Here is a 22,871-nt window from a genome sequence, read left to right as displayed (position 1 = left end):
GAAATGGCGTGTGTATGAATTTAAACGGTTTTAGTCGTTTGATTCGCGTTAATCGCCTGTATATTATTGACTTTTTAGAAAATAGCGGTTACGTTCGATGCATGCCTATAGAGGTGAGCGGACACCCTTACCACTTGGTTATCCCTCTTGACTAATGGATGGCTGAGCAGGGACGTTAGTGGATAAAACATCTGTCTAATGTATGTAGTGACTATCTTTTACGTAGGTTGTGTCCGTGGAATAAACCCAGCGAAAGCTGGGTTTTTTTTTAAGGGGAGATTTGTGGAATTACATGAAAAAATTACGTGGTACATTGAAAAAGAAGCAGAGAAATTAGCTCTTCGCCACCACGCATATCACAACGCATTACATGTTGAGAATGAGAGAAAGCGTCAACGGTCTTCATCACCTACAAACCTGAAAGTGGTAGCAAAACCACCGCACTGGTCACGAGATAAAAAGTTTGACCCTTTTTATGTAAAAAAGCACGCTAAGACAATAGCATATTCAATTGCCAAGAAAATCGAGTCTCATACCTATGAACCATTTGAACCATCGAAAAACAAGGTGGCTAAATCATCTGGAGGTTATAGAGAAGTAGCAATGTATCAGATTCCTGATGCAGCCATATCAACCTTTTTTTATCACCGGTTGTTGTCTAAGAATAAGCATCGCTTTAGTTCATTTTCATATGCCTATCGCGATGATCGAAATGTGCACTTTGCAATTCAGGATATTGCTGTAGAGTTATCTCAAAACTCTAGGTTGTTTGTCGCAGAATTCGACTTTTCAAAGTTTTTTGATGCGATTTCACATCAGTATTTGTTCGAACAATTCGACAAAAATGGTTTCTTCATTAGCCAAGAGGAGAGAGCTGTAATTAAAGCGTTCTTAAACGGACGTGAAAGAGGTATCCCTCAAGGTACATCTATTTCACTTTTCTTAGCCAATCTGGCTTGCTGGAAACTTGATAAACAGCTAGAAAAAGAGGGATTACAATTCGCTAGATATGCCGACGACACTATCGTATGGTCACAGGACTATACGAAAATTACCAAAGCTCTAGATATCATGAGTAATTTCTCTAAAGACGTCGGCGTTGCATTAAACGCTGAAAAGTCTGAGGGGATCAGTATTCTTTGCCCAAACGGAATGAAATCAGAGTTTCATAAAAGCAAAGACAAAGTCGAGTTCTTAGGTTACTCGATATCTATTGATAAAGTTTCAATCAAAGACTCGTCGGTCGAAAAAATTAAACGAGAAATATCTTACATTTTGTATAAGCACTTGATTCAACCTCTAAAGTCTTCACCGCTAAAAGCCCTAAAAATACCAGCAAACAATCAGGATGAAGCACTACTGAGTGCCATTTGTGAGATACGTCGATATTTGTACGGTAATCTATCTGAAGATATGTTGTCAGCATATCTCAGTGGACGCAGTAATCGAATATTTTTTAAAGGAATAATGAGTTTTTACCCTTTGATTAACGACGAGGCTCAAATGAAGTCTTTGGACGGCTGGTTGGTCAATGCCATTTTCAAAGCTGTGCGACACCGTGCGATTCTTCTTGCATTTCATCGTCAACCTCGAAATCATATTTTCCCTTTTAACGTATCAAGAAGAGAACTCTTAAAAGGTTGTAATCGAACTCGCATCAAGAGAATGAAGCTTCTTAAATACCCAAGCTTTTTAACTATCTATAAAGCCATGCAGAAAGGTCTCGTAGAAATTGGTATTGCTGGAGTAACTGATTCCAAAGCTAATACCTACAACTATATATAGTAAGGGCACTTAAAAAGCGTTTAAGGCTTCAAGATACTTTTACTAATCTAAGTTCGGCGAGCTAGAACAAAAACTCTAGCTCATTTCGTCCAAAAGTGAGTTTAAGTGGTTTGACGCATTTCTGCCCCACCGCAACAGCAGCCGCATAGTTTAACTAATGCCTAAGTTAGTGCTACTTGTTTGCTCAGGCTTTGTTTATTATTGGCCGGCATTAGCTAATTGAGGAAACACCGTGACACCCGAATCAACATCTTCTTTGAGTGTAAATGCCTTGGTGATGCTCATTTCTGTAGTGCTTATTTTGATTGGGCGATCGTTGCGGAACAGTAAAAGCTCGCGGGGTATTTCTGCGTCCAGTAATGATACTTCTACTGGCACTGCTTTTATGGTGGTAGGTGCGCTGCTATTTTTGAGTTATTTATACAAATTTGTCCAAGGGTTACTGTAAACGCCTGCGAAAAATCACTAAGCCTTTGCTTACACAAAGGCTTAGGTTAATTGTTACTTAAGCTTGATAACTTGGGTAATCGCTTAAGCCCTGCTCGCCGCCACCAAATAGCGTGTTTGGATCGTGAGCAGCCAGCGGATACCCATGCTGCAAACGTGCAGGTAAATCGGGGTTGGCCACAAACGGGCGGCCAAAACCAATCATGTCGGCTAAACCGTCTTCTATCGCTTGTTGAGCATTGTCCCCTTTATAACGGCCAGCATAAATTAATACGCCTTGGTAGGCTTCACGCAAAGCACGTTTAAAGCTTATTGGCGTATCTGGCGCATCATCCCAGTCCACTTCGGCAATGTGTAGATAAACAATGTTGTGTTTATTTAACAGCACAGCCGCAGCGGTGTAAGTCTCGATAGGGTTAGCGTCTACGGTACCGTTTAAGGTTGTTAATGGCGCTAAACGCACCCCTACTCGCTCTGCGCCAATGGCATCCACCATGGCTGCAACTACTTCATCTAAAAAGCGTAAACGGTTTTCCAAGCTACCACCGTATTGATCTTGGCGTTGGTTAGATTCAGAATCGATAAACTGGTTTATTAAATAGCCGTTAGCAGCATGCAGTTCAATACCATCAAAACCAGCTTCTATGGCATTTAAAGCCGCTTGGCGAAACTGTTGAACCACTTCGGCAATGTCTTGTTGGCTCATTTCTCGCGGGGTGCTTACGTCAACAAAACCCGGTTCGTCGCTACCGTTATCAATAAATACTTTTACATTTTCGGCAGCAATAGCAGACGATGAAATAGGCTGTTCACCGTTAATGTTATCTGAGTGAGTCACTCGACCTACGTGCCATAGTTGAGCAAACATAGTACCACCCTTGGCATGTACTGCGTCGGTTACTGTCTTCCAGCCTGCAATTTGCTCTTGGCTATAAATACCTGGTGTCCATGCATATCCTTTGCCCATTGGCGAAATTTGAGTCCCTTCAGATACAATTAAACCTGCACTCGCTCGCTGAGCGTAATACGTGGCCATCATTTCATTAGCTACATCACCCGGTTGGCTGGCGCGCGAACGTGTCATTGGTGGCATTACAATGCGGTTATTTAGGGTCAATTGGCCCAATTTGATTGAGTCGAACAAAGAAGTTGTCATGCTTGGGTTCCTATTATTTAGCTGTTGCCAGTTTACCAACTCTCTAGCCAGCAATTTAGCTCAAAAATCACAAATGATTTTTGTTATAACTACAACAAACCTCAAGCGTGCTCTCTCGTTCCTACAAAGTTTGCTAATCACTGGCCGTCTAGCGCATACTCATTACACAAAATTAAGAGGGTTTGTTTATGGCTGCTGGTATTTCCTTACGCATCGATATTGTGTCTGATGTGGTGTGTCCTTGGTGCATTGTGGGTTACCTGCGCTTGCAAGAGGCTTTAAGCCAGTTAGATGACAATATTAGGCCACATATTCAATGGCACCCTTTTGAGCTAAACCCGAAAATGCCCGCAGAAGGACAAAATCTTCGCGAACATATTCAAGAAAAGTATGGTAGCACTACAGAGCAAAGCGAGGCCGTGAGAGAGCAGCTAAAAGGCATTGGCAACGAGCTTGGGTTTAGCTTCAATTTTAATCAAGACTCTAGAATTTATAACACCTTTGAGGCCCACCAATTACTGCATTGGAGCGAACCGTACGGTAAGCAAACCGAGCTCAAGCTGGCATTATTTGAGGCTTACTTTAGCCAAGGAAAAGATCCCTCGGATCGCGATACCTTGTTAGCAATTGTGGAGCAAGTGGGCTTAAGCAGTGAGCTGGCGCAGCGAGTATTAAAAGACCAACTCTACGTTGAAGAAGTGCGCAATAGCCAGCAGACCTGGCAAAATCACGGCATTCAAGCAGTACCCGCGTTTATCATTAACAATCGTTATTTGTTGTCAGGTGCCCAGCCTAGTGAAAACTTACTGGATGCAATAAACGAGAGTTTAAGTAAGGGCTAGTTTGCCCCGGTTAACGAGCGCTGCTGTTTTGGGAAGCGGCTGTTTTCCGAAAGCCAAATATCTAAAAAGTGCTGACTAAATAGGTTGTCATCTAATGACCCCAAATGTTCACCATTGAGATAAAAGCGCCCTTGGTTGGCCGAATCGGCCACTAACTGTAGCTGATCACCTTTTTTTAAGTCTGGCCAAATCGATGAGAGCTTATTGAGCCATTGCTGACACGGCGATTGCTCACACACTCCTAAGCGCTGCCACTCATCTTTGGTGGCATCTACCAATTTACTGCGGTTAATTTTTCGCAGGTAATCAATGGTAAGCACCATCGGGTAGCGATGTTGCTGATACTGCCCGTCTGGGCTGTGTAAGCTCACATTGTAAATGGACCAAAACAACACCTTTAATTTGGCGTCGCCTACCAGTTTCATATTGCTTGCTTGGCTAAAGCTTGAGAATAATGCAATGGCTATTACTAGGATTTTAAACATAGCGTTTCTCCAATAACGAATTAGCTAAGTAAGCAAACACACTCCATAGTGGTAGCAGTATAATTAGCCCTAACCAAAGGCCTGGCTCTAAGGTGAATACGTCGGCTAGGCTGGCTAGGTAGTAAGAAACCGGCCCCATTATCGCAACAAAAATGGGCATAAAGGGTTTCGGTAAACTGGCCAAGGTGGGCAGTAAAAGGGCGAAGCTTGCCCACAACAGCATCATAAACACCGGTAAGTTAGGCGAGCTAAAACTCAGCACGCCAAACTCTACTAGCGCGATATCGATAATAACGCCAACGACGCTTAACATGGCACAAGGCACAAGTACCGCCCACTGGTAGTTGCGTACTTGCAATAAGGCTAAGGCCACTAACCCCAGCAACATAAACCACACTGCTTGCTCGCCCCAAAAAAAGGCGGCAAACCAGTTCAGTTTAAATACAAGCAATACAGGCCATTGCATAAGCCAATTACCCTTTCACCATGGTGAGCTGTTCGGTACCAATATTGTGGCTACGGAAACCCGCTTCGCAATAAGCGAAATAGAAGTGCCACAGACGGTAAAACTGCTCATCAAAGCCAAAGCTTTGGCTGTTGTTTTGGTGTTGTTGCTGCACTCTATGATGCCAATGCTGCAGGGTTTCGGCATAATCAATGCCTATTTCTAGGCGTTGTAGAGGCTGCATCCCCTGCTTGGCAAATAGTTGCTTAAGCAGCGAAGGTGAAGGTAAAAAACCGCCTGGAAATACATATTGCTGAATAAAATCAACGCTTTTTCTGTATGCGGTAAAACGACGGTCGTCGATAGTAATCGCCTGCAGTAGCATTAAGCCACCCGCTTTTAAGCGCTTAGAGCATAACTCAGCAAAACCAGGTAAATAACGCTCTCCCACTGCTTCAATCATTTCAATCGATACTAGCTTGTCGTATTCGCCTTCTAGTTCGCGATAATCTTGATTAAGCACCGTAATCAAATGGCCTAAATTACGTTGTTCGACTAACTGGCAAACATGGGCATGCTGTTTATCTGAAATAGTAGTGGTAGTGACTTTGCAGCCATAATGACTGGCCGCATACATGGCTAAGCCGCCCCAACCTGTACCAATTTCTAGCAAGTGATCATTTGATTGCAGCTTTAGCTGCTCGCAAATACGTTTAAGTTTATTGTCTTGCGCCTGTGCCAGCGTAATATCTTGGCCGCCGAAAATAGCCGACGAATATTGCATTTGTGGATCGAGAAACGATTGGTAAAAATCATTACCCAAGTCGTAGTGAGCTAAGATGTTTTTCTTGGCTTGGCGTTTGTGGTTGCGACGAAAGAAATGCTGAACTTTAAACCACGCGCTAGTAAACCAATGCAGTTTTCTGTCTAGGCTGTCTAGATGATCTTGGTTGTCTGCTAGAAGCTGTAACAAGCGGTGTAAATCAGAACAGCGCCACAAACCTTCCATGTAGGTTTCGCCTGCAGCAATGCTACCGCCCTTCAAAATACGAGAAAAAACCTGAGCATCAAGAATGTGTACTTCTACTACATGAGGATAGTCTTTCTCTCCAAGATGAACAGACTCGTAGCCCGCTTGGCTCAATAAAATTGCCCCGCCAGTTAAACCGTCAAAGGTTTTCATTACAAGGTGGCGAGTAATGTCCAAGCTGCTATTTAACGATGCAGTAGCGAGAGATTTTGCAGTGGTCATAAGTTTTCCTTAACAGCAAATATCAGTGAGTTTTGTCGCTGGCTGGATGACCATAAAACGGAACTTTTTTCATCCATAACTTCAATGCCTGCCAATAAATTCCCCCTACCACTTTAAGAGTGAGCAAAGGATATGACTTAATAACGCGACTAAGGCTAGAAGAGTTTAATGGCTGCTTAATTAAATTTACTCCAGCGCTAAATTCTTTCTGTTGCCGCCAGCAATTAATCACCACCGTAACCTGTTGTTCTACTAGCTTTACTTGCCAGTTATAACGCATATCCATGGGATTAAACGGCGATACGTGAAAGGCTTTGTCATGGTCTTCTAGGGTATTTAAATCTAACCAATACTGGTGCTTTTCTTTCCATGGGGTATTGGTAACTTCGGCCAGCATGTAATCAAACTTGTCGCCATCACCATAAAGCACAAAATTAACCGGGCTAAAATACCAACCAAGGCAACGAAATTGCCCCATTAGCACTACTTGTTTAGCGCTATAATCTGGCTGAAAACGCTGCTGAGCGGCCAAAGCTTTATCGCGAATGCTGCCCGGTTGCTTGCCTAAATAGTCGCCTTCACGGAGCCGAAACCACGGCAGGAAGCGGCTGAAGTTTTTTAGCTGATGACGAACGGCTTGCTCCTCAGCTAAATCTATCCATGCATAATAGAGCTTGTAGTTAAAGCCATGCTTACGTGGCACAAAACGCTGATGAAAGGTATCGCCAAAGGCAATAGAAGAGTGTTTTACGTCCATCGCTTACTCCTCACAAATCGATGCCAAACTTACGACATACTTCCACCGCTGAACGCACACCGTCTTCATGAAAACCGTTATGCCAATAAGCGCCACAAAAGTAACTGTTATTCTGGCCATTAATCAGTTCACGTTGCTGCTGCGCGCCAAATCCTTCAACTGAAAACACCGGGTGCATATAGTTGAAGCGCTTAATCACTTTGTCTTCAGCAATCGGCTCCAATGGATTTAACGTGACACAAAACTGCGGTGCATTCTCTAAACCCTGCAAACGATTCATATCATAGGTAACACTGGCCAGTCGGTCATTCCTATCACCGCTAGGCGGAAGTAGGTAGTTCCAACTAGCACGGGCTCGATGAATACTTGGCAGCAGACGCTCGTCGGTATGCAAGATGACTTCATTATTTTGATATTTGAGTTTGCCTAATACCTCTCGCTCATCAGTACTGGCTTCTGCGCCTAATACCGACAATGCTTGGTCGCTATGGCAGGCAAACACCACAGCATCGCCCTGCCATGTCCAACCATCACTGGTTTCAATGCTTACTCCATCGTCACCTCGTTGAATGCTGGTGACTTGGCTGTTCAAGCGAATGTTATTTTCTAAGCCTGCAAGTAGCGGTTTTATATATTGCTTGGAACCACCCGGAACAACGTGCCATTGCGGGCGATTAGCAACATCTAACAAGCCGTGGTTTACAAAAAACCGAGCAAAAAACTGCATTGGAAATTGGTTAATACCGTTTAGTGAAGACGACCAAATCGCCGCCCCCATAGGCAGCAAATAGTTTTCTTGAAACATTCTGGAAAAGCGGTGATCTTGTAAAAACTGCCCCAAACTTACCGAGGTATCTATATCTACCGCTGCTTTAGCTAGCTTGTTAAAGCGCAAAATTTCGTTAATGAATTTATAGAAGCTAGGTTTAAGCAAGTTGCTACGCTGGGCAAACATAGTGTTTAGATCGTGCCCGTTGTATTGCAAGTTAAGCTCTGGATTAACCACACTAAAACTCATTTCTGTAGGCTGAGCGTGAATGCCTAACTTGTCCAACAACTTGTTAAACAAGGGGTAGGTACGGTCGTTAAACACAATAAAACCCGTATCTACCGCGTACTCTTTACCTTCTATTTCAATTTGATTGGTCGCGGTATGCCCGCCAAGATAATCATTTTGTTCCAGTAAGGTGACATCGTGTTGTTCTTTTAATAAGTGAGCGCAGGTCATGCCTGATATGCCCGCTCCAATAACTGCTATTTTCATCTATCTATGCTCCTTCCTTGTGAGCTAAACGGCGACAGAGAGATTGTTGCCAAGACACTGGCAAACAATTCAAAAAGTGTAATATTCCGCTGAATACACCAGGGAAATTAATGCTTGTTTTACCCTTTGCTAAACCCTTCATAATGTATTGGCTAGCCTGCTCTGAACTAATCATGTTGGGCATGGCAAAGGCATTTTTATCGGTGAGAGGGGTTTTAACAAAACCTGGTTGCACACAATGCACACTCACCTGTTTGGCGGCTAAATCGGTACCAAGCGCCTGAGATAAGTAGTGTATTGCCGCTTTGCTGCTGCCATAGGCGCCAGCTTGGCTAAACGGCAGTAAATGCGCCAAACTGCCTACCAAGGCGAGTTTGGAGCCAGGTTTTAGCTGCCCCCACAATCCATCTAAACAGTTGGCAACGGTAAGCACATTGGCTTGCCAAACGCGGCTAAATAATTCAGCGTCAAAGCGCTCTGGGTCTAGGTATTCGCAGTTACCGGCACACAAAACAATTAAGTCCATGGCTGGTAACTCACTCAAACTGGCTCTCACTGTCGCTAAATCAGCTAACTCTAGCGGCAAAGCTGTGATGCCTTTTTCTGTTAATTCTTGCAAGCGCTCTTTATTTCGCCCTTGCCCCCATACTTGGTGACCTTTGGCGGCATAATCTAAGGCCAACTGTTTACCAATGCCCGAGCTAGCCCCAGTGATAAGAATATTCATTGGGCTAGACCATTTTTTAACTTTTTAGATAACCAGCCAATCACCGGGATATGGTCATGTAACATGGCGCTCACATCGTAGTAATCACGATGGTAATAGATTTTTTCATCAAACTTGAGGTGGCTTATTCCGTCTAGCGCAATTAAGCGACCGTTTCCGAGTTTTGGATGAGCAAACTGCATTTGCCAAGTAAGGCTGAATTCGCTATCTGCAATCAAACGCGAGGAAAAATGAAATTCGCACTTATCGGTGTTTACTAATAGATGTTCGAAATACTGGCTTAAATCTGCAATGCCATGTAGATGATGCAGAGGATCAATAAACTCCACATTGTCGGTGTAAATCTCGGATAAACGCGCCACTTGAGCCATGCCAAGCTCAGAGTAAAACTGTTCTAGCTGCTGGACGATTGGGGGCATCGACGCTGAAGTTTTCATGAAAAATCCTTTTAGCTAAACAAATCTAAGCATTTGTTTCTATTGTTGTTAATCATAGTACGTGAAAGATAATAAGAAAGATCATTCATCTTTTTTTGCACTCTATACGTAATACAAAACAACTAAGTAGTTTTTAGGAGCTGATCCGCTTATGCCTCAGTTGTACCCATTGATGATTTGCAGTGAACACTATATGCCCGAGCGATACGCGAGAATACGTGGCCAGGGGTCTGTGTTCATTGCCAGTTTACGGGCAGCAGAGAAAGCCGGTGGAATGTGGTTAGCCTTTCAAGACAGCAATGGAAATAGCGCAGTTAAGCAAGGTGATATTGTAAGCTTTGCGCAAATTAGCCATATAGATTGGCTGAGCCAAGCGGAGATTGTGGTTGAATGTAAAGTGCTAAATTGGGGTCAGGTTTGCGCGAATGCTCTAGCGTTTAGTAATGAATGGATGGCCCCTTGTATAAGGGCTGAATCTTTAGAGCTTTGGCCAAAGCTCTATAAACAAAGAAATACCCATGCTTTGCAACTCGCCCTAGAAAAAATCAACTTACAGTATCCAGAACTTAAAGCCTCTGACCTGCAGGAAAATATAAGTAGCGAATGTGTAAAGCAGCTTTGTTGGCGCTGGTTAGAGCTACTTCCTCTGCCTATTAATACCAAGCAGCGCTTGCTTAAGTCCCCTTCTGCATCTTTGTGTATACGTTATTTAGGTTTTATTTTGAGACAAAGTGATCGTTTTAATCATCTACCCCGTTAATCAGTTATCAATCCGACAACGATTTTGGCAATATGGAAATACAACGCTCAGTATCGACAATCGGTGGAACAACAACACGCATGGCTACTCAGGTTTCCCAGCCCAATAAAGACGATGGTATCGCCCTGTTATTGGCAAACATTGCAAGTAAGCAGTGTAAGCGCAGTTACGACACCTTGTTCCGCGAAGTTGCTCCACGCTTACTTAATTTGGCGCGTAAGCAGTTTGTAGATGAATCCTTGGCACTAGAAATGGTGCAAGAAACCATGCTCAAACTATGGCTTAAAGCGGGTTTGTACGACGCTTCGAAAGGCAACGCGATGACGTGGATATTTTCGGTGTCGCGGAACGTTAAATTTGACTTAATGCGCAAAGGCAAGCACCAGCAAAGCTGGGTGCAAGGCGATGACCTTTGGCCAATTCTCACTGAAGAAGAAGACTCAGATAAAATATCTTCTGAAGATCAAGAGTTAGTGAGTAACGAGCTCAAAGAGTTAATAGAACGTTTGCCAGAAGAACAAGCTGATATTGTTCGGCGGGTCTACCTACATGGTGAGTCTCAACAACAAGTATCGGAAATATTGAATTTACCGCTTGGCACTGTGAAAAGTCGCCTTAGATTAGCGCTGAAAAAAATGAAGGAGGTTTTAGATGACTAGCATTCAATTTCATCCAGTTGAGGAGACTCTCAACCTATATGCCGCTGGCCAATTAGACCCCGCTATGAGCATTATGGTAAGTGCCCATTTGGAGTACTGCACCGAGTGTAGACAACGGGTGCACGCCATTGAACAGAAAATGGCCGCTCAATTAGAAGATACTCAACCTGCAGCCATGAGCAATGATCTGGATTCAATGCTGCAAATGATTATGCAGCAAAGTGCTGAAACAGTGATTGAGCCTAGCCAACCAAGGCTGCAAGAAGAAATCAGTTTAGGGGATAAACGGTTTCCATTGCCACGAGCTTTGCAGGCTCATCCGCAACACATTGGCCCCTGGGGACGCCTACCGGGTAAAATTCAACGAGCTCGTGTAGATGCTGTTAGTGACAGTAAAATGAACTTTATTTACATGGATCAAGATAGTGCCTTGCCAGAGCATACTCACCAAGGTCAAGAGATAACCTTGGTACTAGCTGGCACCTTTATCGATGATGCGGGTAGCTATGTTCCGGGTGATTTTATTATTCAAAATACTGAGAATAAACACACCCCGCGCACTGCAGCTAACCAAGATTGCTTATGTTTAACCTTGTTAGATGCACCACTGCATTTTACTTCGGGATTGGCATCTTTACTTAACCCTTTTAGCCAGTTGTTTTTTAAGTAAAACTCAAGCCAATCACTGGCAAGCGTAAATCTTTATAAAGGCCCTTATGCAAGGGCCTTTTTTATTGGCTGTTTGCCACTTACCACTAAAAACCAAGCATCTTCGTGTAATAAAGCAACGGTAAACCACAATGCCGGCGCTCCTCATCGAATGCTGACTTACTCCGCTCACTCCCCCTCAATTTAGTTGATAGATACGCCTTCGCTTAACTGACTGTATTTTCTAAATAAAAGAATACTCATGTTGAGTTGCTCTCTATTTATACCCAAATGTAGTTGACTAAATCAACCAATGCAAATATAGTAGATAAAATCAACCATATGCAAATAGGTACAAATTGAACAACGAAATGAGCGCACCAATAACAGCAGCCGTAACGGCAGAAGCTAAATCCAACCCACTGTTCTACAAAATTTTAGTCGTGCTCGCCATGATGTCTGTTATCGCGGGTACCCTGACTGGCGTGATGACTTATATACAAGTGGGATACAGCGACTCCTTTGTAGTGATTTGGTTAGAGGCATTTCTTACTACCGCCGTTATTTTGATGCCGGTTGGTGTAGTAATGATGAGCCTAGTGAGCAAGTTAATCGCTAAGCTACTGCCACATATAGCAGAGTCTGCACGTAACCCGATTGTTGGAGTGATCATGGCGGTCATCATGGAATCGATTATGGCTTTTACTACCACCGCTAAAAATATCGGCTTTGCTAATAGATCAGAATTTGCCAGCGCGTGGCTAGAGGGTTTTTTAGTCGCACTGCCGGTAGGTTTAAGCCTCATGCTGATTATTTCAATGACAGTAAAACCTAAAATTGAAAAATTCTTAAAAAGCTAAACAACCTTAGAGTGAGAAAAGTATGACGACACGTACCAGAAAAGAAAATGGCTACCGTATCACTATTGAAGAGCTCGATACTGAAGCGCCAAAAACCTTGGTATTCGAATACCAAGACAGAGAAGACTTGTTTACGGTTGTAGAAAAACTAAAGCAAGGCAGTGGCTTAGAAGAAAACATCGCCACCAAAGTGGGTGTAGCCTTGCGTTTATTAGGGCCGGTTATGATGCAAAATCGTAAACACGATTTGTTCATCGATTTTATGCCACACTTCAAAGCATTTATGCATAAACTGAAAGCAACGGTAAAAGCCAATTAAGTAGGGCTAAAGTAAACTTCACTAAGCCGCCCTTTAACTAACGCTGGCAAGCATTATTGTTTACCTTGCACGCGGTAAGGTAAACAAGCTTATTCGACATGGATAGAGGATATAAACTTTATGAAAAACAAGTGTGCACTTGCCTTAGCGATGCTGTTGTCTGTGGTATCGATTCAGATCAATGCAAAAGAGTGTGGCAGCGTAAGCATTGCCGATATGAACTGGAATTCAGCAAGCCTGATGGCGCATATTGACCAGTTTATATTAGAACATGGCTTTGGCTGTGAAGCCGAATTGATACCTGGAGATAGCGTTCCAACAGGGATATCAATGATAGAAAAAGGCTACCCAGATATCGCGCCAGAACTTTGGACCAATGGTATTAAGGAAGCCTTAGACAAAGGTGTTGCCGATAAGCGTTTACGCTACGCCGGTAACTCCTTAACAGACGGCGGTGAAGAAGGCTTTTGGGTTGCCGACTTCTTGGTAGAGAAGCACCCAGAGCTTGCCACCATTGAGGGGGTGATTAAACACGCAAACTTATTCAAACATCCAGAAGATGATGAGAAATCTGCGTTTTATGGCTGTCCGGCAGGATGGACCTGTCAAATAACCTCAGAGCATTTGTTCAATGCATTAGCGCTTGAGAAGCATGGTTTTGAGATGATAGATCCCGGTTCAGGTGCCGCTTTAGCTGGTGAACTGGCTAAAGCCTATGAACGCAAAAAGCCATGGTTTGGTTATTACTGGTCACCCACCCCTGTGCTAGGTAAATACACCATGGTAAAAGTTGATTTTGGTAGTGGCACAGACCTAGATGAATACCGCAACTGTACTACCCAGCCAGACTGTGAGTCGCCTAAAGTCACTATGTACCCGCCCTCGCCAGTGCATTCGGTTACCACGGAATCATTTGCTAAAAGTGAACCTTTAGCCTTTGAATATCTGGGTCAGCGAGGTTTTAGCAACCAACAAATGAGCTTTTTACTGGCTTGGATGGAAGACAACCAGGCTGACGCAGAAGAGGCGATGTATTACTTTTTTGAACATCATCCTGAGCTTTGGCAAGTTTGGCTCTCAGAAGACGTAGCAAACAAAGTAGCAGCAGCTTTATAGCATTAATCAAAAAGGCCCGAAGCGCATGTAAGCCTTCGGGCCTTTTTCTAGAGTACTTGAACCTTAACCGCTCCGTTTGAGGCTGCTAATGGGTTTAAAAATCAACCTGAAATAGATTCACGCATTCTCTGCTGTACAACATCTACCAGCAAATCCGGTTGAAACTTAGAGATAAAGCGATTACAGCCTACCTTTTCTACCATGGCTTCATTAAAGCTGCCACTTAGAGACGTATTCAAGGCAATGAACAAATCACTCATACGTTCATCCCCCCGCACTTCTGCGGTTAAACGGTAACCATCCATTTCGGGCATTTCTGCATCGGTAATCATTAACAAAATCTCGTCGTATACCGATTTACCTTCATCGGCCCAGCCCTTCAGCATGTTTAGCGCTTGAAGGCCATTTTCGGCTTCGATAATTTCCATGCCCAATTGGCCTAGGGTGGCTTTCACTTGACCGCGTGCCGTAGAGGAATCATCAACCACCAACACTCGTTTCCCACTTAATAGATGAGAAACATCTTTATCTAAGGCTTCTTCAGAAATGGCGATGTTGTAAGAAACAATTTCAGCGAGTACTTTCTCAACATCAATAATCTCTACAATGCGACTGGCATCTTCATGATCGATTCGAGTGATGGCCGTGAGATAATTACTGCGCCCTACCGAGGTAGGCGGCGGTAAAATATCCTTCCACGAGGTATTCACAATATGCATAACCTCGCCCACCATAAAGCCCTGCACCGAGCGGTTATATTCGGTAATAATTAGGTTACAGTCGACCTTGGCTTCTTCTTTAGCCGGTGGCATTTTAACTGCGGCACGTAAATCGATAACCGGAATAGAATGACCGCGTAAGGTAACTACGCCAGAAACATGAGCATGAGATCCTGGTAAGCGGTTCATATTCGGTAGTTTAACTACCTCTTTCACCTTAAAAACATTAATTGCAAACAACTGCATTGAGTTGAGTTTAAAAATTAATAATTCTAAACGGTTTTCGCCCACGAGCTGGGTTCGTTGATCCACTGAGGCTAAAACACTAGACATACTACTCAACCTATTCCATGTTAGTTAATTACTTCATTATAGACCTGTCATGCTATGCAGCAAAAACACAACAGTCCGTAACACTTTGTTTTAGCGGGCTAGCACACAGAACTGTACTTATACATCGTTAAACCACTCCAACAAGCCTACAACAAAAAGCCACATTACTGCTGCAATTAGTAGCATTTTCATTACAATGAGCCTCTTTTAATCATGCTTCGGGATTACGCCCCGGTAGGCACAAGGAAGTTAACATGAGCCAAATTACCATTTGCGCCCTTTATAAATTTGTTCGATTAAACAATTATCTAGAGCTACAAGCCCCACTGCTAGCCTTAATGAAACAGCACCAAGTTCGCGGTACCTTACTGCTGGCCGAAGAAGGCATTAACGGCACCATCGCCGGGCCAGACCAATCTATAGAAACGGTTTTACAGTGGCTAAAGTCTGATCCTCGCCTGAGCCAAATCGTGGATAAGCGCTCGTTTAGCTCCGAGCAACCCTTTAATCGCTCACGAGTAAAACTCAAAAAAGAAATTGTTACCATGGGTGTGGAAGGCATTGATCCTAACCATGTAGTGGGCTCTTACGTTAAACCCAGCGATTGGAATCAACTGATTGCCGACCCAGAAGTATTGGTGGTAGATACTCGCAATGACTACGAAGTACAACTGGGCAGCTTTAAGCATGCGGTAAACCCAAATACTGAAACCTTTCGTGAATTTCCGGCTTACGTCGCCGAAGAGATGGATCCACAAAAACACAAAAAAGTAGCGATGTTTTGTACTGGTGGGATCCGTTGTGAAAAATCAACCGCCTACTTAAAAGAACAAGGTTTTGATGAGGTTTATCATTTAGAAGGCGGCATTCTTAAATACTTAGAAGAAGTGCCACAACAAGAGTCGTTATGGGAAGGTGACTGCTTTGTATTTGATGAGCGTGTCACCGTAGATCACCAACTACAACCGGGTGAATACCAATTGTGTAGCGGCTGTCGCATGCCTATATCTCCGGCCGACATGCAAAGCGAAAAATTTGAGCAAGGTGTGAGCTGCCCACATTGTTACGATAGCTTAAGTGACGAGCAAAAAGGCCGCTTTAGAGAGCGAGAAAAACAAGTGCAGTTGGCTAAGCAACGTGGGGAACAACATGTTGGAATGGAAGCCGCTCAACATAGTGAGCAGCGTCGCCAGCAAAAGCAGAAGTTACGCGAAGATCAACGCGCGACGAAGAACCCCAAATAATATGATGATGGGGCGGTTAAACGCCCCCAATCAACTAATTGGCTTTTAAGCGGTTATTAACATCGCGGCTTTGACGAATTAACTCATCTCCACCCTTAGACACATCAGATTTAACAAGCCGATCGTAGAGCACCACATTCACGGTTGCAGCCAAATTCAAACAACCTTGAGTGGGGATGTACACCACGTCATCAGCTTTATCCACCAGCTCTTGGCTAATAGAGCCGTCTTCGGGGCCAAAGATATATAAAGCCTGCTCAGGATGAGTAAAGTCTGGCAAGGCTGTTGCCCCTTCGGCCAATTCAATACAGACTATTTTTAGCCCTGCGGCTTGCTCTGCAAGGTCATCAACTCCGCTTAGAGGAATATTCAAACTTTGGTTTTTGGTATCGGTATTAAAACGCGCGGCACGGGCGTAGCGCTGCCCTGTATAAAACACCTCAGCCGCGCCAAAACAACCTGCGGCACGCATTACTGAACCAACATTACTGGGGCTTTTGGGGTTAACCAAACCAATTTTAACTGTATCTTGAGACATAACTAGAACCGAAATAAACACTAAGCGCCTTGCATACCATTAACACTACAAGGCCCAACTATTACCGAGAATTGTACTCGATATTTTCTATTTTCCTACTGCTGATAAGGCAGTTTACTTAGGTGAATCTGCCCAAGGGTTTAGCGGCTTGCCCTCATCTTGAACATCGCTCTCTTGTGGCTTAGGCCATGTTGCTTTAGATTTGGCTTTAAAACTTCTCTTAGGTTTAGGTTTCGGCTTGTTTTGCACCTGCTTCTCTGCAGTAATATCAATCACTACTGGAGCACGAGGCTTTTGGTCTAAGGGCACTAAGCGGTCACGCGGAGGTAAAGCATATTGCTTGTCATCTGGCCGCAGAAGATGTTTAAAGCGGTACATATAAAACGCTTCAACTTTCTCTCTCGCCCAAGTGGTTTTACGTAAAAACTTAAGGCAAGACTGAGGGGTAGGATTGTTTTTAAAACAGTTCATATTCATGGCATAGGCCAGTGTTTCCCAGCCATAGTGTTCAACTATTTCATCCAACAGCACTTCAAGCTTGAGGCCATGCAAGGGGTTATTTTGCTGTATTTCTTTCATACGTAGATCCTGAAACCTTAATCACCACAAATACGGATGTCGATTATAAAGGAAAATTCACCAATACACGCTGTTAAAGCACTCTTGATGAACGAATACCATCTAATTCAATCAACCCACCTTTAATATTGGTAATAATGGTAGGCCTACACTCCACTAAGATATACAAACAACTCGCTGAACGTAAAGCTCAAAAATACCTTGTGGACTGACCACGGCTTGCGGAGTAAACTATCAGCTCGCAACACTTTACCAACCTAATGACACACTTTTGCAACATGCGGTTCGCTCAAATACAGGAGTAATTGATGAGCCCAATTCGAGAGTTTTACCGTAGTCGCCTTAACCGACAACTCTCTACACGCATCATATTAATTAGTGCCTTTGTCACTATTTTGGTGAGCATGTTAGACATCTTCATAGACTACAGAAAAGCACTTGATGACATTGACCAAGAGCACAGTCGAATTATCAATTCTGACTTAAACGCCCTTCAAAATGCCATGTGGTATCTCGTTACCGAGAGCATTGAACTGCAATTAAATAGTACCCTTGACCACCCTGATATCAGCTACATAAAATTGGTCACCAGCGTTGATCAGCAATGGGAACTAGGTAAACCGGTACCAAGCAACCAAGCCATTGAAAGCAGTATAGAAATAACCCATCAAGTTGACCATGAAACCACTACTTTACTGGGCCAACTTACTATTCAATCTGACTTAAACTCTTTATATAAGCGACTAGCAGAAAAAGCCTTGTCTGTTATGCTCTATAACGGCCTTGCGATTATCATTGTGTCGTTGCTGATCGTGTTACTTGTTCATAGAATGGTTACTCAGCCCTTGAACAAAATGACCTCTTTTTTTGACAACCTAAGCTTTGACAAACCACTGCAACCCTTAGCGTTATCCCCCCAACAACAAGCCCAGAAAAACGAAGTTAGCGAAACAACCGATGCGATAAACCGAACCAGTATGGAGCTGGCGGATACCTACGATAGGGTTCGAAAATCAGAGCGCGAATTATCCATTGCCCTCTCTGAGCAAGAACGTTTATTGCTCGTTGAAGTCGGCTTTAATAAAGCGCTAGAAAACCAAGTAGCCGACCGAACCGAGCAATTAAATGAAGCCAAGCTACGCGCCGAAGAAGGCAACTTAGCCAAGTCTGACTTCTTAGCAAAAATGTCTCACGAAATCCGCACGCCAATGAACGGCATTATTGGCATGTCGCACCTCACTTTAGAAACAGAACTCAGCGAAACACAGCGAAATTACGTAGAAAAAATTCAGCTATCTGGCGAAAACCTCTTGCGAATCATCAACGATATTCTTGATTTTTCCAAAATTGAAGCCGGCAAAATGGACTTAGAGCTGGCCGATTTTTCCTTAGAAAACGTGTTTGATCAACTCGCTAATGTGGCCACCTTAAAAGCCCAAGACAATCAAATTGAGCTGCTATTTCAACTTCATTCAGAGGTACCAAGTTACCTAAGAGGCGATGCCTTACGCCTTCAGCAAATACTCATTAACTTGGTTAATAATGCCCTAAAATTTACCACTATCGGTGGTGAAGTATTAGTAGACGTTACCTTGCAGGAGCAGCAAAACCAGCGCTATAAATTATTGTTTGCAATAAAAGACACTGGCATAGGAATGAGCCCTGAGCAGCAAAAAAAGCTATTCCAGTCATTCACTCAAGCAGACGACTCCACAACCCGAAAATACGGCGGCACCGGCTTAGGTTTAGTGATATCTCAAAAACTCACTCACTTAATGGAAGGTGAGATTTGGGTAGAAAGTGAGTTGGACCAAGGCAGCACCTTTTTCTTTACGGCCTGGTTTGAGCCAGCAGAGGACGAACACAGCTTTGCAGTACAAAGTGATATCGATTTCTCCTCTTTACGCATATTAGTGGTAGATGACAATGCCAATTCGAGAGAGATATTAAGTGCCGAATTAAGCCAATTAGGCTGCCAAGTAGAGCGAGCTAAATCTGGTGAAGAGTGTTTAGACATTATTATACGCAGTGACCAAAAGCACCCCTTTGATTTAGTCCTAATGGATTGGAAAATGCCTCAACTTGATGGGATTGAAACCATCAGCAAAATGCAGCAGCAACAGTTATTAAACCTACCCGCTGTCACCATGGTAAGCGCCTATGACCGCATTGAAGCTCAGCACTCTGCTGACAATGCAGGCGCGATACTCTCTGGATTCTTAACTAAACCAGTCACCCGTACCAGCCTACTTAACGCCATTGAAAAAGTCGTAAATGGCTATACCCAGCCCACCAGCTCAGTACGCAGCTCAAAAGAAGAGCAGCAACTTCTCTTAGACACAGTTGCCGCGTTGCAAGGCGCTCATGTTCTATTAGTAGAAGATAACGAAATAAACCAAGAAATTGCGATTAGCTTGCTCGAAGCAAAACAAATAAAAGTCAGCCTGGCTAATGATGGTCAGGAAGCCTTAGAGCTGTTGACAGAGCTCAGTGTCGACGGGGTGTTAATGGACTGTCACATGCCAGTTATGGATGGATATACCGCCACCAGAGAAATCAGAAAACAATCCCAATACGCTAATTTGCCTATCATTGCTATGACCGCAAACGCCCTTGCTAGCGACATTAAAAAGACATTAGATTCAGGCATGAATGCGCATATATCCAAACCTATCGATGTGACAGCCATGTTTGTAACAATGGCTGAGTTTATAAAGCCGGCCGGGGCTGTAACAATAAATGATTCCCCCAAAAACTTAGCCAGCCAATCAGAACCAAGCTTGCCTCCGCTAAGTGGCATAAATACCGAACAAGGCTTGGCTACAACTCAAAACAACCTAAAGCTGTATCGAAAAATTCTGAATAAGTTTAGCCACACCCAACACGACTTTGTGGATCGATATACAGCGGCATTACAATCCGATGAAGAAGGGCTTGCCGAACGTTTAGCCCACACCTTGTATGGCGTATCGGCCACCATTGGCGCAGAAACCCTAGCTATTGCGACCAAACAACTTGAGTTAGCCACCAAGAATAACCAACAAGATCCTGCGATTAAGTCTCTGCTTAATACGGTAGAACAGCATCTAGCAGAAGTGATAACCAGCTTAAGTGGCTTACAGAATCAAGAGCTTAATCAAGCACCGAGTGACCAACAAAACGCCAGCGTAAGTAAGCAGCAACTACTAGACTTACAGCGCTTACTAGAAAGCTATGACTCAGAAGCTTCTGAGCTTATCGAGACTATCGTCAGTTCCCCTCTAGAGGCGTCTCTAAAAGAGAAAATCATTCAGGTTCAGGATGCTATTAACGACTATTATTTTGATGAAGCCCTAGAGCAAGTGCAGCAATTAATCCAACAGAAGCTTTAATTGTTATTAATTTAAACCGCATGCTAGCAATGAGATGCCACTAAAAAGTAGGTTCTAATGTTTCATAAACCCATCGCTTTTATCGCATTGCTTTGCAGTTTGGTGTCATTGCCTAGTTGGGCAGACATAGAACTTAATATCCTCTGCTGGGAAGGCTATGCGCCAGCCGATCGGGTAAAACAGTTTGAACAATATATTGCTGATAAATATAAACAAAAACTAACGATAAACGTTGAGTATGCCGTTGAAGACAAGCAATGGTTTGAGGTTATTCGAGCGAAAAAGGCTGATATTATTAGCCCTTCTCACAATATACCAAAATCAACCACTTGGCCGATGGTTCAGTTTGGCTTATTACTGCCAATAAACTTAAACAATATCCCTAACTACCAACGTTTAAATCCTCATTTGGTGTTAGAGGAATACGCTCTTCATCAGCAGAAAACCTACGCGGTGCCTTTACTTTATGGCCCCTATGGTTTGGCATACAACACCGAAAAAGTAATGAATCCACCCACTTCATGGAATGTATTATGGGATCCCCAATACGCAAACCAATACACCGTCAGTGAAGTGTTTTATGAGGTTAACATATACCTCACTGCACTCGCTTTAGGGTACCCTGCATCCCAACTACAAGACTATGAAGCATTCAGTAAAGACAAACAGTTCATTGCCAAATTGTCTGAGCTGGCAGGAAACGCCAATAAACTATGGGGAGGAATAGACACAGCAGAAGACTTAAAAGGCTTGTCTTTAGCTACCTCTTTTGGCTTTGCTTTTTCGGAGCTAGAAAAACAAGGTGAGAAGTGGACATTTGCCACTCCTAAAGAAGGGCAAACAGCGTGGGTTGACCACTGGGCGATAGGCTATTCATTAAAAGATAGCCCCTTAAAAAAACAGATTGCCGAAGAGTGGATAAACTTTACGATTAGTGAAGAGCTACAACGTGAATATGCCCAAAAGCTGAGTAGTTTTCCGGTAATTTCTCAGTTTGACTCTGCGCTAAGCTCACAAGAAATAGATCGCTATCAACTCAATAATCCGAACTTCTTTCAAGAACAGTTTTTTTTACTTAAATTTATCGACCGTCGCCAGCAAAATGGTTTTAGAAAGCTCTGGGAGCAAGCCAAATTGAGCCAATAGCTGCTCCCTCAAATAACGCTGACGGCTAATTAACTCTTTTGTGCTTGGCCATCCGCTCGTTTAACGCTAAGGCCGCAATGATAATTGTGGCGCCAATGCTTAATCGCAATACGTCGGCATCATGATTCCAAATCAGCAAGTTTACTGCTATTCCTGCGGGGATAAGCAAATTGTTCGCCACTGCTAAAGCGCCAATATTCACCAAGGTGGCGCCTTTGTTCCAAGCAAAATAACCTACGCCAGAAGCTATCGAGCCAAGGTAAACAAGTACCCCCCACTGAATATTAGTCGTGGGTAACTTATTGGTATTCCCCAACATAGCAAAAGCGATTATGGCCACAATCAAGGCACCAATAAAGAACCAAGCAAACACGGTTTGTTGCGCAAGCTGCTGAGATTGCCTAGCCATTAAACGTTTGTAGGCCACTTGGCCGGTAGCAAAACACAGATTGGCCCCTTGAACCAATAAGAAACCAGTGACAAAACCTTGATCTATGCCTTCATAACGAATCGCCACTGCACCTAGAGTGGCAATCAAAGCACTTAATAAGAACTGAGAGTTAAAGCGGCGCTCAAAGGCATCGTTGACTAAAGTAACGTAAATCGGCGTCATAACAGTAAATAACAACACTTCCGGTACCGACAAATACAAAAATGACTGATAGTAAAACCCGTACATACAACCTAATTGGATAGCTCCAATCAGCATCAATTTAAGCGCCAAGGAAGTGCTAACTTGCGAGGTTTTAAGAAAGGGTAAAAAGACTAAGGTCGCCAAGCCCACTCGCATTAGAACCGAAAACCAAGCGTCAACTTGCCCCGCTAAGTACACGCCAATCAAACTAAAAGAAAAAGCCCACAACAGGGTAATAGACAAAAGATATGGCATAACAACTCAAGTTAATAACTAAAAGCTAGAGTGTAATGCTTATAGGGAGGAAACCAAGAGAATTTGATGAGAATGAAAGTACCAATACGTCAC

The 22,871-nt window shown here is 43.4% G+C and carries 24 protein-coding genes; 12 read left to right on the top strand and 12 right to left on the bottom strand.

The features are described from left to right. The first annotated feature begins 14 nt into the window (after positions 1-14). Positions 15-155, top strand: coding sequence for a hypothetical protein (locus Q4592_RS03770; RefSeq protein WP_303509941.1), 141 nt, complete (start codon positions 15-17; stop codon positions 153-155). Between the two features lie 127 nt (positions 156-282). Further along, positions 283-1,785: a reverse transcriptase domain-containing protein gene (locus tag Q4592_RS03765; protein ID WP_303509939.1), complete on the top strand. Its 1,503-nt coding sequence runs from the start codon at positions 283-285 to the stop codon at positions 1,783-1,785. Positions 1,786-2,290: 505 nt separating this feature from the next. On the opposite strand, the gene Q4592_RS03760 is transcribed toward Q4592_RS03765, so the two are convergent. Beyond that, the gene (locus Q4592_RS03760; protein WP_303509937.1) at positions 2,291-3,388 is read right to left on the bottom strand and encodes an alkene reductase; all 1,098 of its coding nucleotides are present in this window, start codon (positions 3,386-3,388) and stop codon (positions 2,291-2,293) included. A 188-nt stretch (positions 3,389-3,576) separates the two neighbouring features. Between Q4592_RS03760 and Q4592_RS03755 the strand changes: the two genes are divergently transcribed. After that, a complete protein-coding gene (locus Q4592_RS03755) occupies positions 3,577-4,230 on the top strand; it encodes a DsbA family oxidoreductase (RefSeq protein WP_303509935.1) in 654 nt (217 codons plus the stop codon). Here the strand turns inward: Q4592_RS03755 and Q4592_RS03750 are convergent. Genes Q4592_RS03750 through Q4592_RS03720 form a run of 7 tightly spaced genes read right to left on the bottom strand, consistent with a single transcriptional unit; the run spans position 4,227 to position 9,597 of the window. Further along, entirely contained in the window at positions 4,227-4,715 is a 489-nt protein-coding gene (locus tag Q4592_RS03750) for a chalcone isomerase family protein (protein WP_303509933.1), read from the bottom strand. The genes Q4592_RS03755 and Q4592_RS03750 overlap by 4 nt on opposite strands. Beyond that, a complete protein-coding gene (locus Q4592_RS03745) occupies positions 4,708-5,181 on the bottom strand; it encodes a DUF2878 family protein (RefSeq protein WP_303509931.1) in 474 nt (157 codons plus the stop codon). Before Q4592_RS03745 ends, Q4592_RS03750 begins: the two co-directional genes overlap by 8 nt. A 7-nt stretch (positions 5,182-5,188) precedes the next feature. Next, a complete protein-coding gene (locus Q4592_RS03740; RefSeq protein ID WP_303509927.1) occupies positions 5,189-6,412 on the bottom strand; it encodes a cyclopropane-fatty-acyl-phospholipid synthase family protein in 1,224 nt (407 codons plus the stop codon). Between the two features lie 22 nt (positions 6,413-6,434). Continuing rightward, entirely contained in the window at positions 6,435-7,169 is a 735-nt protein-coding gene (locus Q4592_RS03735) for a DUF1365 domain-containing protein (protein WP_303509925.1), read from the bottom strand. A gap of 10 nt (positions 7,170-7,179) precedes the next feature. Beyond that, on the bottom strand, positions 7,180-8,433 hold the full coding sequence (locus Q4592_RS03730; protein WP_303509922.1) for an NAD(P)/FAD-dependent oxidoreductase: 1,254 nt from the start codon (positions 8,431-8,433) through the stop codon (positions 7,180-7,182). A 4-nt stretch (positions 8,434-8,437) separates the two neighbouring features. After that, entirely contained in the window at positions 8,438-9,160 is a 723-nt protein-coding gene (locus tag Q4592_RS03725; RefSeq protein WP_303509919.1) for an SDR family NAD(P)-dependent oxidoreductase, read from the bottom strand. Next, positions 9,157-9,597, bottom strand: coding sequence for a nuclear transport factor 2 family protein (locus Q4592_RS03720; RefSeq protein WP_303509915.1), 441 nt, complete (start codon positions 9,595-9,597; stop codon positions 9,157-9,159). The genes Q4592_RS03725 and Q4592_RS03720 overlap by 4 nt, the downstream gene beginning before the upstream one ends. 151 nt (positions 9,598-9,748) lie before the next feature. Between Q4592_RS03720 and Q4592_RS03715 the strand changes: the two genes are divergently transcribed. The 6 genes from Q4592_RS03715 (at position 9,749) to Q4592_RS03690 (ending at position 13,959) form a co-directional block, all read left to right on the top strand. After that, positions 9,749-10,357 carry a hypothetical protein gene (locus tag Q4592_RS03715; protein WP_303509912.1) on the top strand — a complete coding sequence of 203 codons (609 nt, stop codon included), beginning with the start codon at positions 9,749-9,751 and terminating at the stop codon, positions 10,355-10,357. 32 nt (positions 10,358-10,389) lie between these two features. Beyond that, positions 10,390-11,016: a sigma-70 family RNA polymerase sigma factor gene (locus Q4592_RS03710; protein WP_235836152.1), complete on the top strand. Its 627-nt coding sequence runs from the start codon at positions 10,390-10,392 to the stop codon at positions 11,014-11,016. Next, positions 11,009-11,686 (top strand): ChrR family anti-sigma-E factor, encoded by a 678-nt coding sequence (locus Q4592_RS03705; RefSeq protein WP_137672013.1) that lies wholly within the window; start codon positions 11,009-11,011, stop codon positions 11,684-11,686. The genes Q4592_RS03710 and Q4592_RS03705 overlap by 8 nt, the downstream gene beginning before the upstream one ends. Positions 11,687-12,035: 349 nt before the next feature. Beyond that, a complete protein-coding gene (locus Q4592_RS03700) occupies positions 12,036-12,524 on the top strand; it encodes a DUF2798 domain-containing protein (RefSeq protein ID WP_303509905.1) in 489 nt (162 codons plus the stop codon). Between the two features lie 22 nt (positions 12,525-12,546). After that, on the top strand, positions 12,547-12,843 hold the full coding sequence (locus Q4592_RS03695; protein ID WP_303509903.1) for a DUF3861 domain-containing protein: 297 nt from the start codon (positions 12,547-12,549) through the stop codon (positions 12,841-12,843). Between the two features lie 120 nt (positions 12,844-12,963). After that, the gene (locus Q4592_RS03690; RefSeq protein WP_303509900.1) at positions 12,964-13,959 is read left to right on the top strand and encodes an ABC transporter substrate-binding protein; all 996 of its coding nucleotides are present in this window, start codon (positions 12,964-12,966) and stop codon (positions 13,957-13,959) included. Between the two features lie 101 nt (positions 13,960-14,060). Here Q4592_RS03690 and Q4592_RS03685 read toward each other — a convergent pair whose 3' ends face one another. Beyond that, a complete protein-coding gene (locus Q4592_RS03685; RefSeq protein WP_303509897.1) occupies positions 14,061-15,011 on the bottom strand; it encodes a chemotaxis protein CheV in 951 nt (316 codons plus the stop codon). A gap of 254 nt (positions 15,012-15,265) precedes the next feature. Between Q4592_RS03685 and Q4592_RS03680 the strand changes: the two genes are divergently transcribed. Continuing rightward, positions 15,266-16,255 carry a rhodanese-related sulfurtransferase gene (locus tag Q4592_RS03680; protein WP_303509894.1) on the top strand — a complete coding sequence of 330 codons (990 nt, stop codon included), beginning with the start codon at positions 15,266-15,268 and terminating at the stop codon, positions 16,253-16,255. A 34-nt stretch (positions 16,256-16,289) separates the two neighbouring features. On the opposite strand, the gene Q4592_RS03675 is transcribed toward Q4592_RS03680, so the two are convergent. Both Q4592_RS03675 and Q4592_RS03670 read right to left on the bottom strand, forming a co-directional pair. Next, positions 16,290-16,793 (bottom strand): RNA methyltransferase, encoded by a 504-nt coding sequence (locus Q4592_RS03675; RefSeq protein WP_303509891.1) that lies wholly within the window; start codon positions 16,791-16,793, stop codon positions 16,290-16,292. A gap of 114 nt (positions 16,794-16,907) precedes the next feature. Beyond that, complete coding sequence (locus tag Q4592_RS03670; RefSeq protein ID WP_303509889.1) at positions 16,908-17,372, bottom strand: VF530 family protein; 465 nt, start codon at positions 17,370-17,372, stop codon at positions 16,908-16,910. Positions 17,373-17,680: 308 nt separating this feature from the next. On the opposite strand from Q4592_RS03670, the gene Q4592_RS03665 reads away from it, so the two are divergent. Together Q4592_RS03665 and Q4592_RS03660 are read left to right on the top strand one after the other, a co-directional pair. After that, positions 17,681-20,743: a response regulator gene (locus Q4592_RS03665; protein WP_303509886.1), complete on the top strand. Its 3,063-nt coding sequence runs from the start codon at positions 17,681-17,683 to the stop codon at positions 20,741-20,743. A gap of 57 nt (positions 20,744-20,800) precedes the next feature. Then, entirely contained in the window at positions 20,801-21,889 is a 1,089-nt protein-coding gene (locus Q4592_RS03660) for a PotD/PotF family extracellular solute-binding protein (RefSeq protein ID WP_303509883.1), read from the top strand. Positions 21,890-21,914: 25 nt separating this feature from the next. On the opposite strand, the gene Q4592_RS03655 is transcribed toward Q4592_RS03660, so the two are convergent. Continuing rightward, complete coding sequence (locus Q4592_RS03655) at positions 21,915-22,778, bottom strand: carboxylate/amino acid/amine transporter (protein ID WP_303509881.1); 864 nt, start codon at positions 22,776-22,778, stop codon at positions 21,915-21,917. Positions 22,779-22,871 lie beyond the last annotated feature (93 nt).

Source organism: Agarivorans sp. 1_MG-2023 (assembly GCF_030548385.1).
Classification (GTDB): Bacteria; Pseudomonadota; Gammaproteobacteria; order Enterobacterales; family Celerinatantimonadaceae; genus Agarivorans.
This window is presented reverse-complemented; position numbering and strand designations above follow the sequence as displayed.

Coding starts and splice junctions, on each gene's coding strand:
- Q4592_RS03700 (WP_303509905.1), top strand. CDS start 12,036: ATGAGCGCACCAATAACAGCAGCCGTAACGGCAGAAGCTAAATCCAAC.
- Q4592_RS03740 (WP_303509927.1), bottom strand. CDS start 6,412: ATGACCACTGCAAAATCTCTCGCTACTGCATCGTTAAATAGCAGCTTG.
- Q4592_RS03710 (WP_235836152.1), top strand. CDS start 10,390: ATGGAAATACAACGCTCAGTATCGACAATCGGTGGAACAACAACACGC.
- Q4592_RS03720 (WP_303509915.1), bottom strand. CDS start 9,597: ATGAAAACTTCAGCGTCGATGCCCCCAATCGTCCAGCAGCTAGAACAG.
- Q4592_RS03730 (WP_303509922.1), bottom strand. CDS start 8,433: ATGAAAATAGCAGTTATTGGAGCGGGCATATCAGGCATGACCTGCGCT.
- Q4592_RS03695 (WP_303509903.1), top strand. CDS start 12,547: ATGACGACACGTACCAGAAAAGAAAATGGCTACCGTATCACTATTGAA.
- Q4592_RS03690 (WP_303509900.1), top strand. CDS start 12,964: ATGAAAAACAAGTGTGCACTTGCCTTAGCGATGCTGTTGTCTGTGGTA.
- Q4592_RS03755 (WP_303509935.1), top strand. CDS start 3,577: ATGGCTGCTGGTATTTCCTTACGCATCGATATTGTGTCTGATGTGGTG.
- Q4592_RS03750 (WP_303509933.1), bottom strand. CDS start 4,715: ATGTTTAAAATCCTAGTAATAGCCATTGCATTATTCTCAAGCTTTAGC.
- Q4592_RS03660 (WP_303509883.1), top strand. CDS start 20,801: ATGTTTCATAAACCCATCGCTTTTATCGCATTGCTTTGCAGTTTGGTG.
- Q4592_RS03735 (WP_303509925.1), bottom strand. CDS start 7,169: ATGGACGTAAAACACTCTTCTATTGCCTTTGGCGATACCTTTCATCAG.
- Q4592_RS03705 (WP_137672013.1), top strand. CDS start 11,009: ATGACTAGCATTCAATTTCATCCAGTTGAGGAGACTCTCAACCTATAT.
- Q4592_RS03665 (WP_303509886.1), top strand. CDS start 17,681: ATGAGCCCAATTCGAGAGTTTTACCGTAGTCGCCTTAACCGACAACTC.
- Q4592_RS03680 (WP_303509894.1), top strand. CDS start 15,266: ATGAGCCAAATTACCATTTGCGCCCTTTATAAATTTGTTCGATTAAAC.
- Q4592_RS03655 (WP_303509881.1), bottom strand. CDS start 22,778: ATGCCATATCTTTTGTCTATTACCCTGTTGTGGGCTTTTTCTTTTAGT.
- Q4592_RS03670 (WP_303509889.1), bottom strand. CDS start 17,372: ATGAAAGAAATACAGCAAAATAACCCCTTGCATGGCCTCAAGCTTGAA.
- Q4592_RS03725 (WP_303509919.1), bottom strand. CDS start 9,160: ATGAATATTCTTATCACTGGGGCTAGCTCGGGCATTGGTAAACAGTTG.
- Q4592_RS03685 (WP_303509897.1), bottom strand. CDS start 15,011: ATGTCTAGTGTTTTAGCCTCAGTGGATCAACGAACCCAGCTCGTGGGC.
- Q4592_RS03770 (WP_303509941.1), top strand. CDS start 15: ATGAATTTAAACGGTTTTAGTCGTTTGATTCGCGTTAATCGCCTGTAT.
- Q4592_RS03675 (WP_303509891.1), bottom strand. CDS start 16,793: ATGTCTCAAGATACAGTTAAAATTGGTTTGGTTAACCCCAAAAGCCCC.
- Q4592_RS03760 (WP_303509937.1), bottom strand. CDS start 3,388: ATGACAACTTCTTTGTTCGACTCAATCAAATTGGGCCAATTGACCCTA.
- Q4592_RS03715 (WP_303509912.1), top strand. CDS start 9,749: ATGCCTCAGTTGTACCCATTGATGATTTGCAGTGAACACTATATGCCC.
- Q4592_RS03745 (WP_303509931.1), bottom strand. CDS start 5,181: ATGCAATGGCCTGTATTGCTTGTATTTAAACTGAACTGGTTTGCCGCC.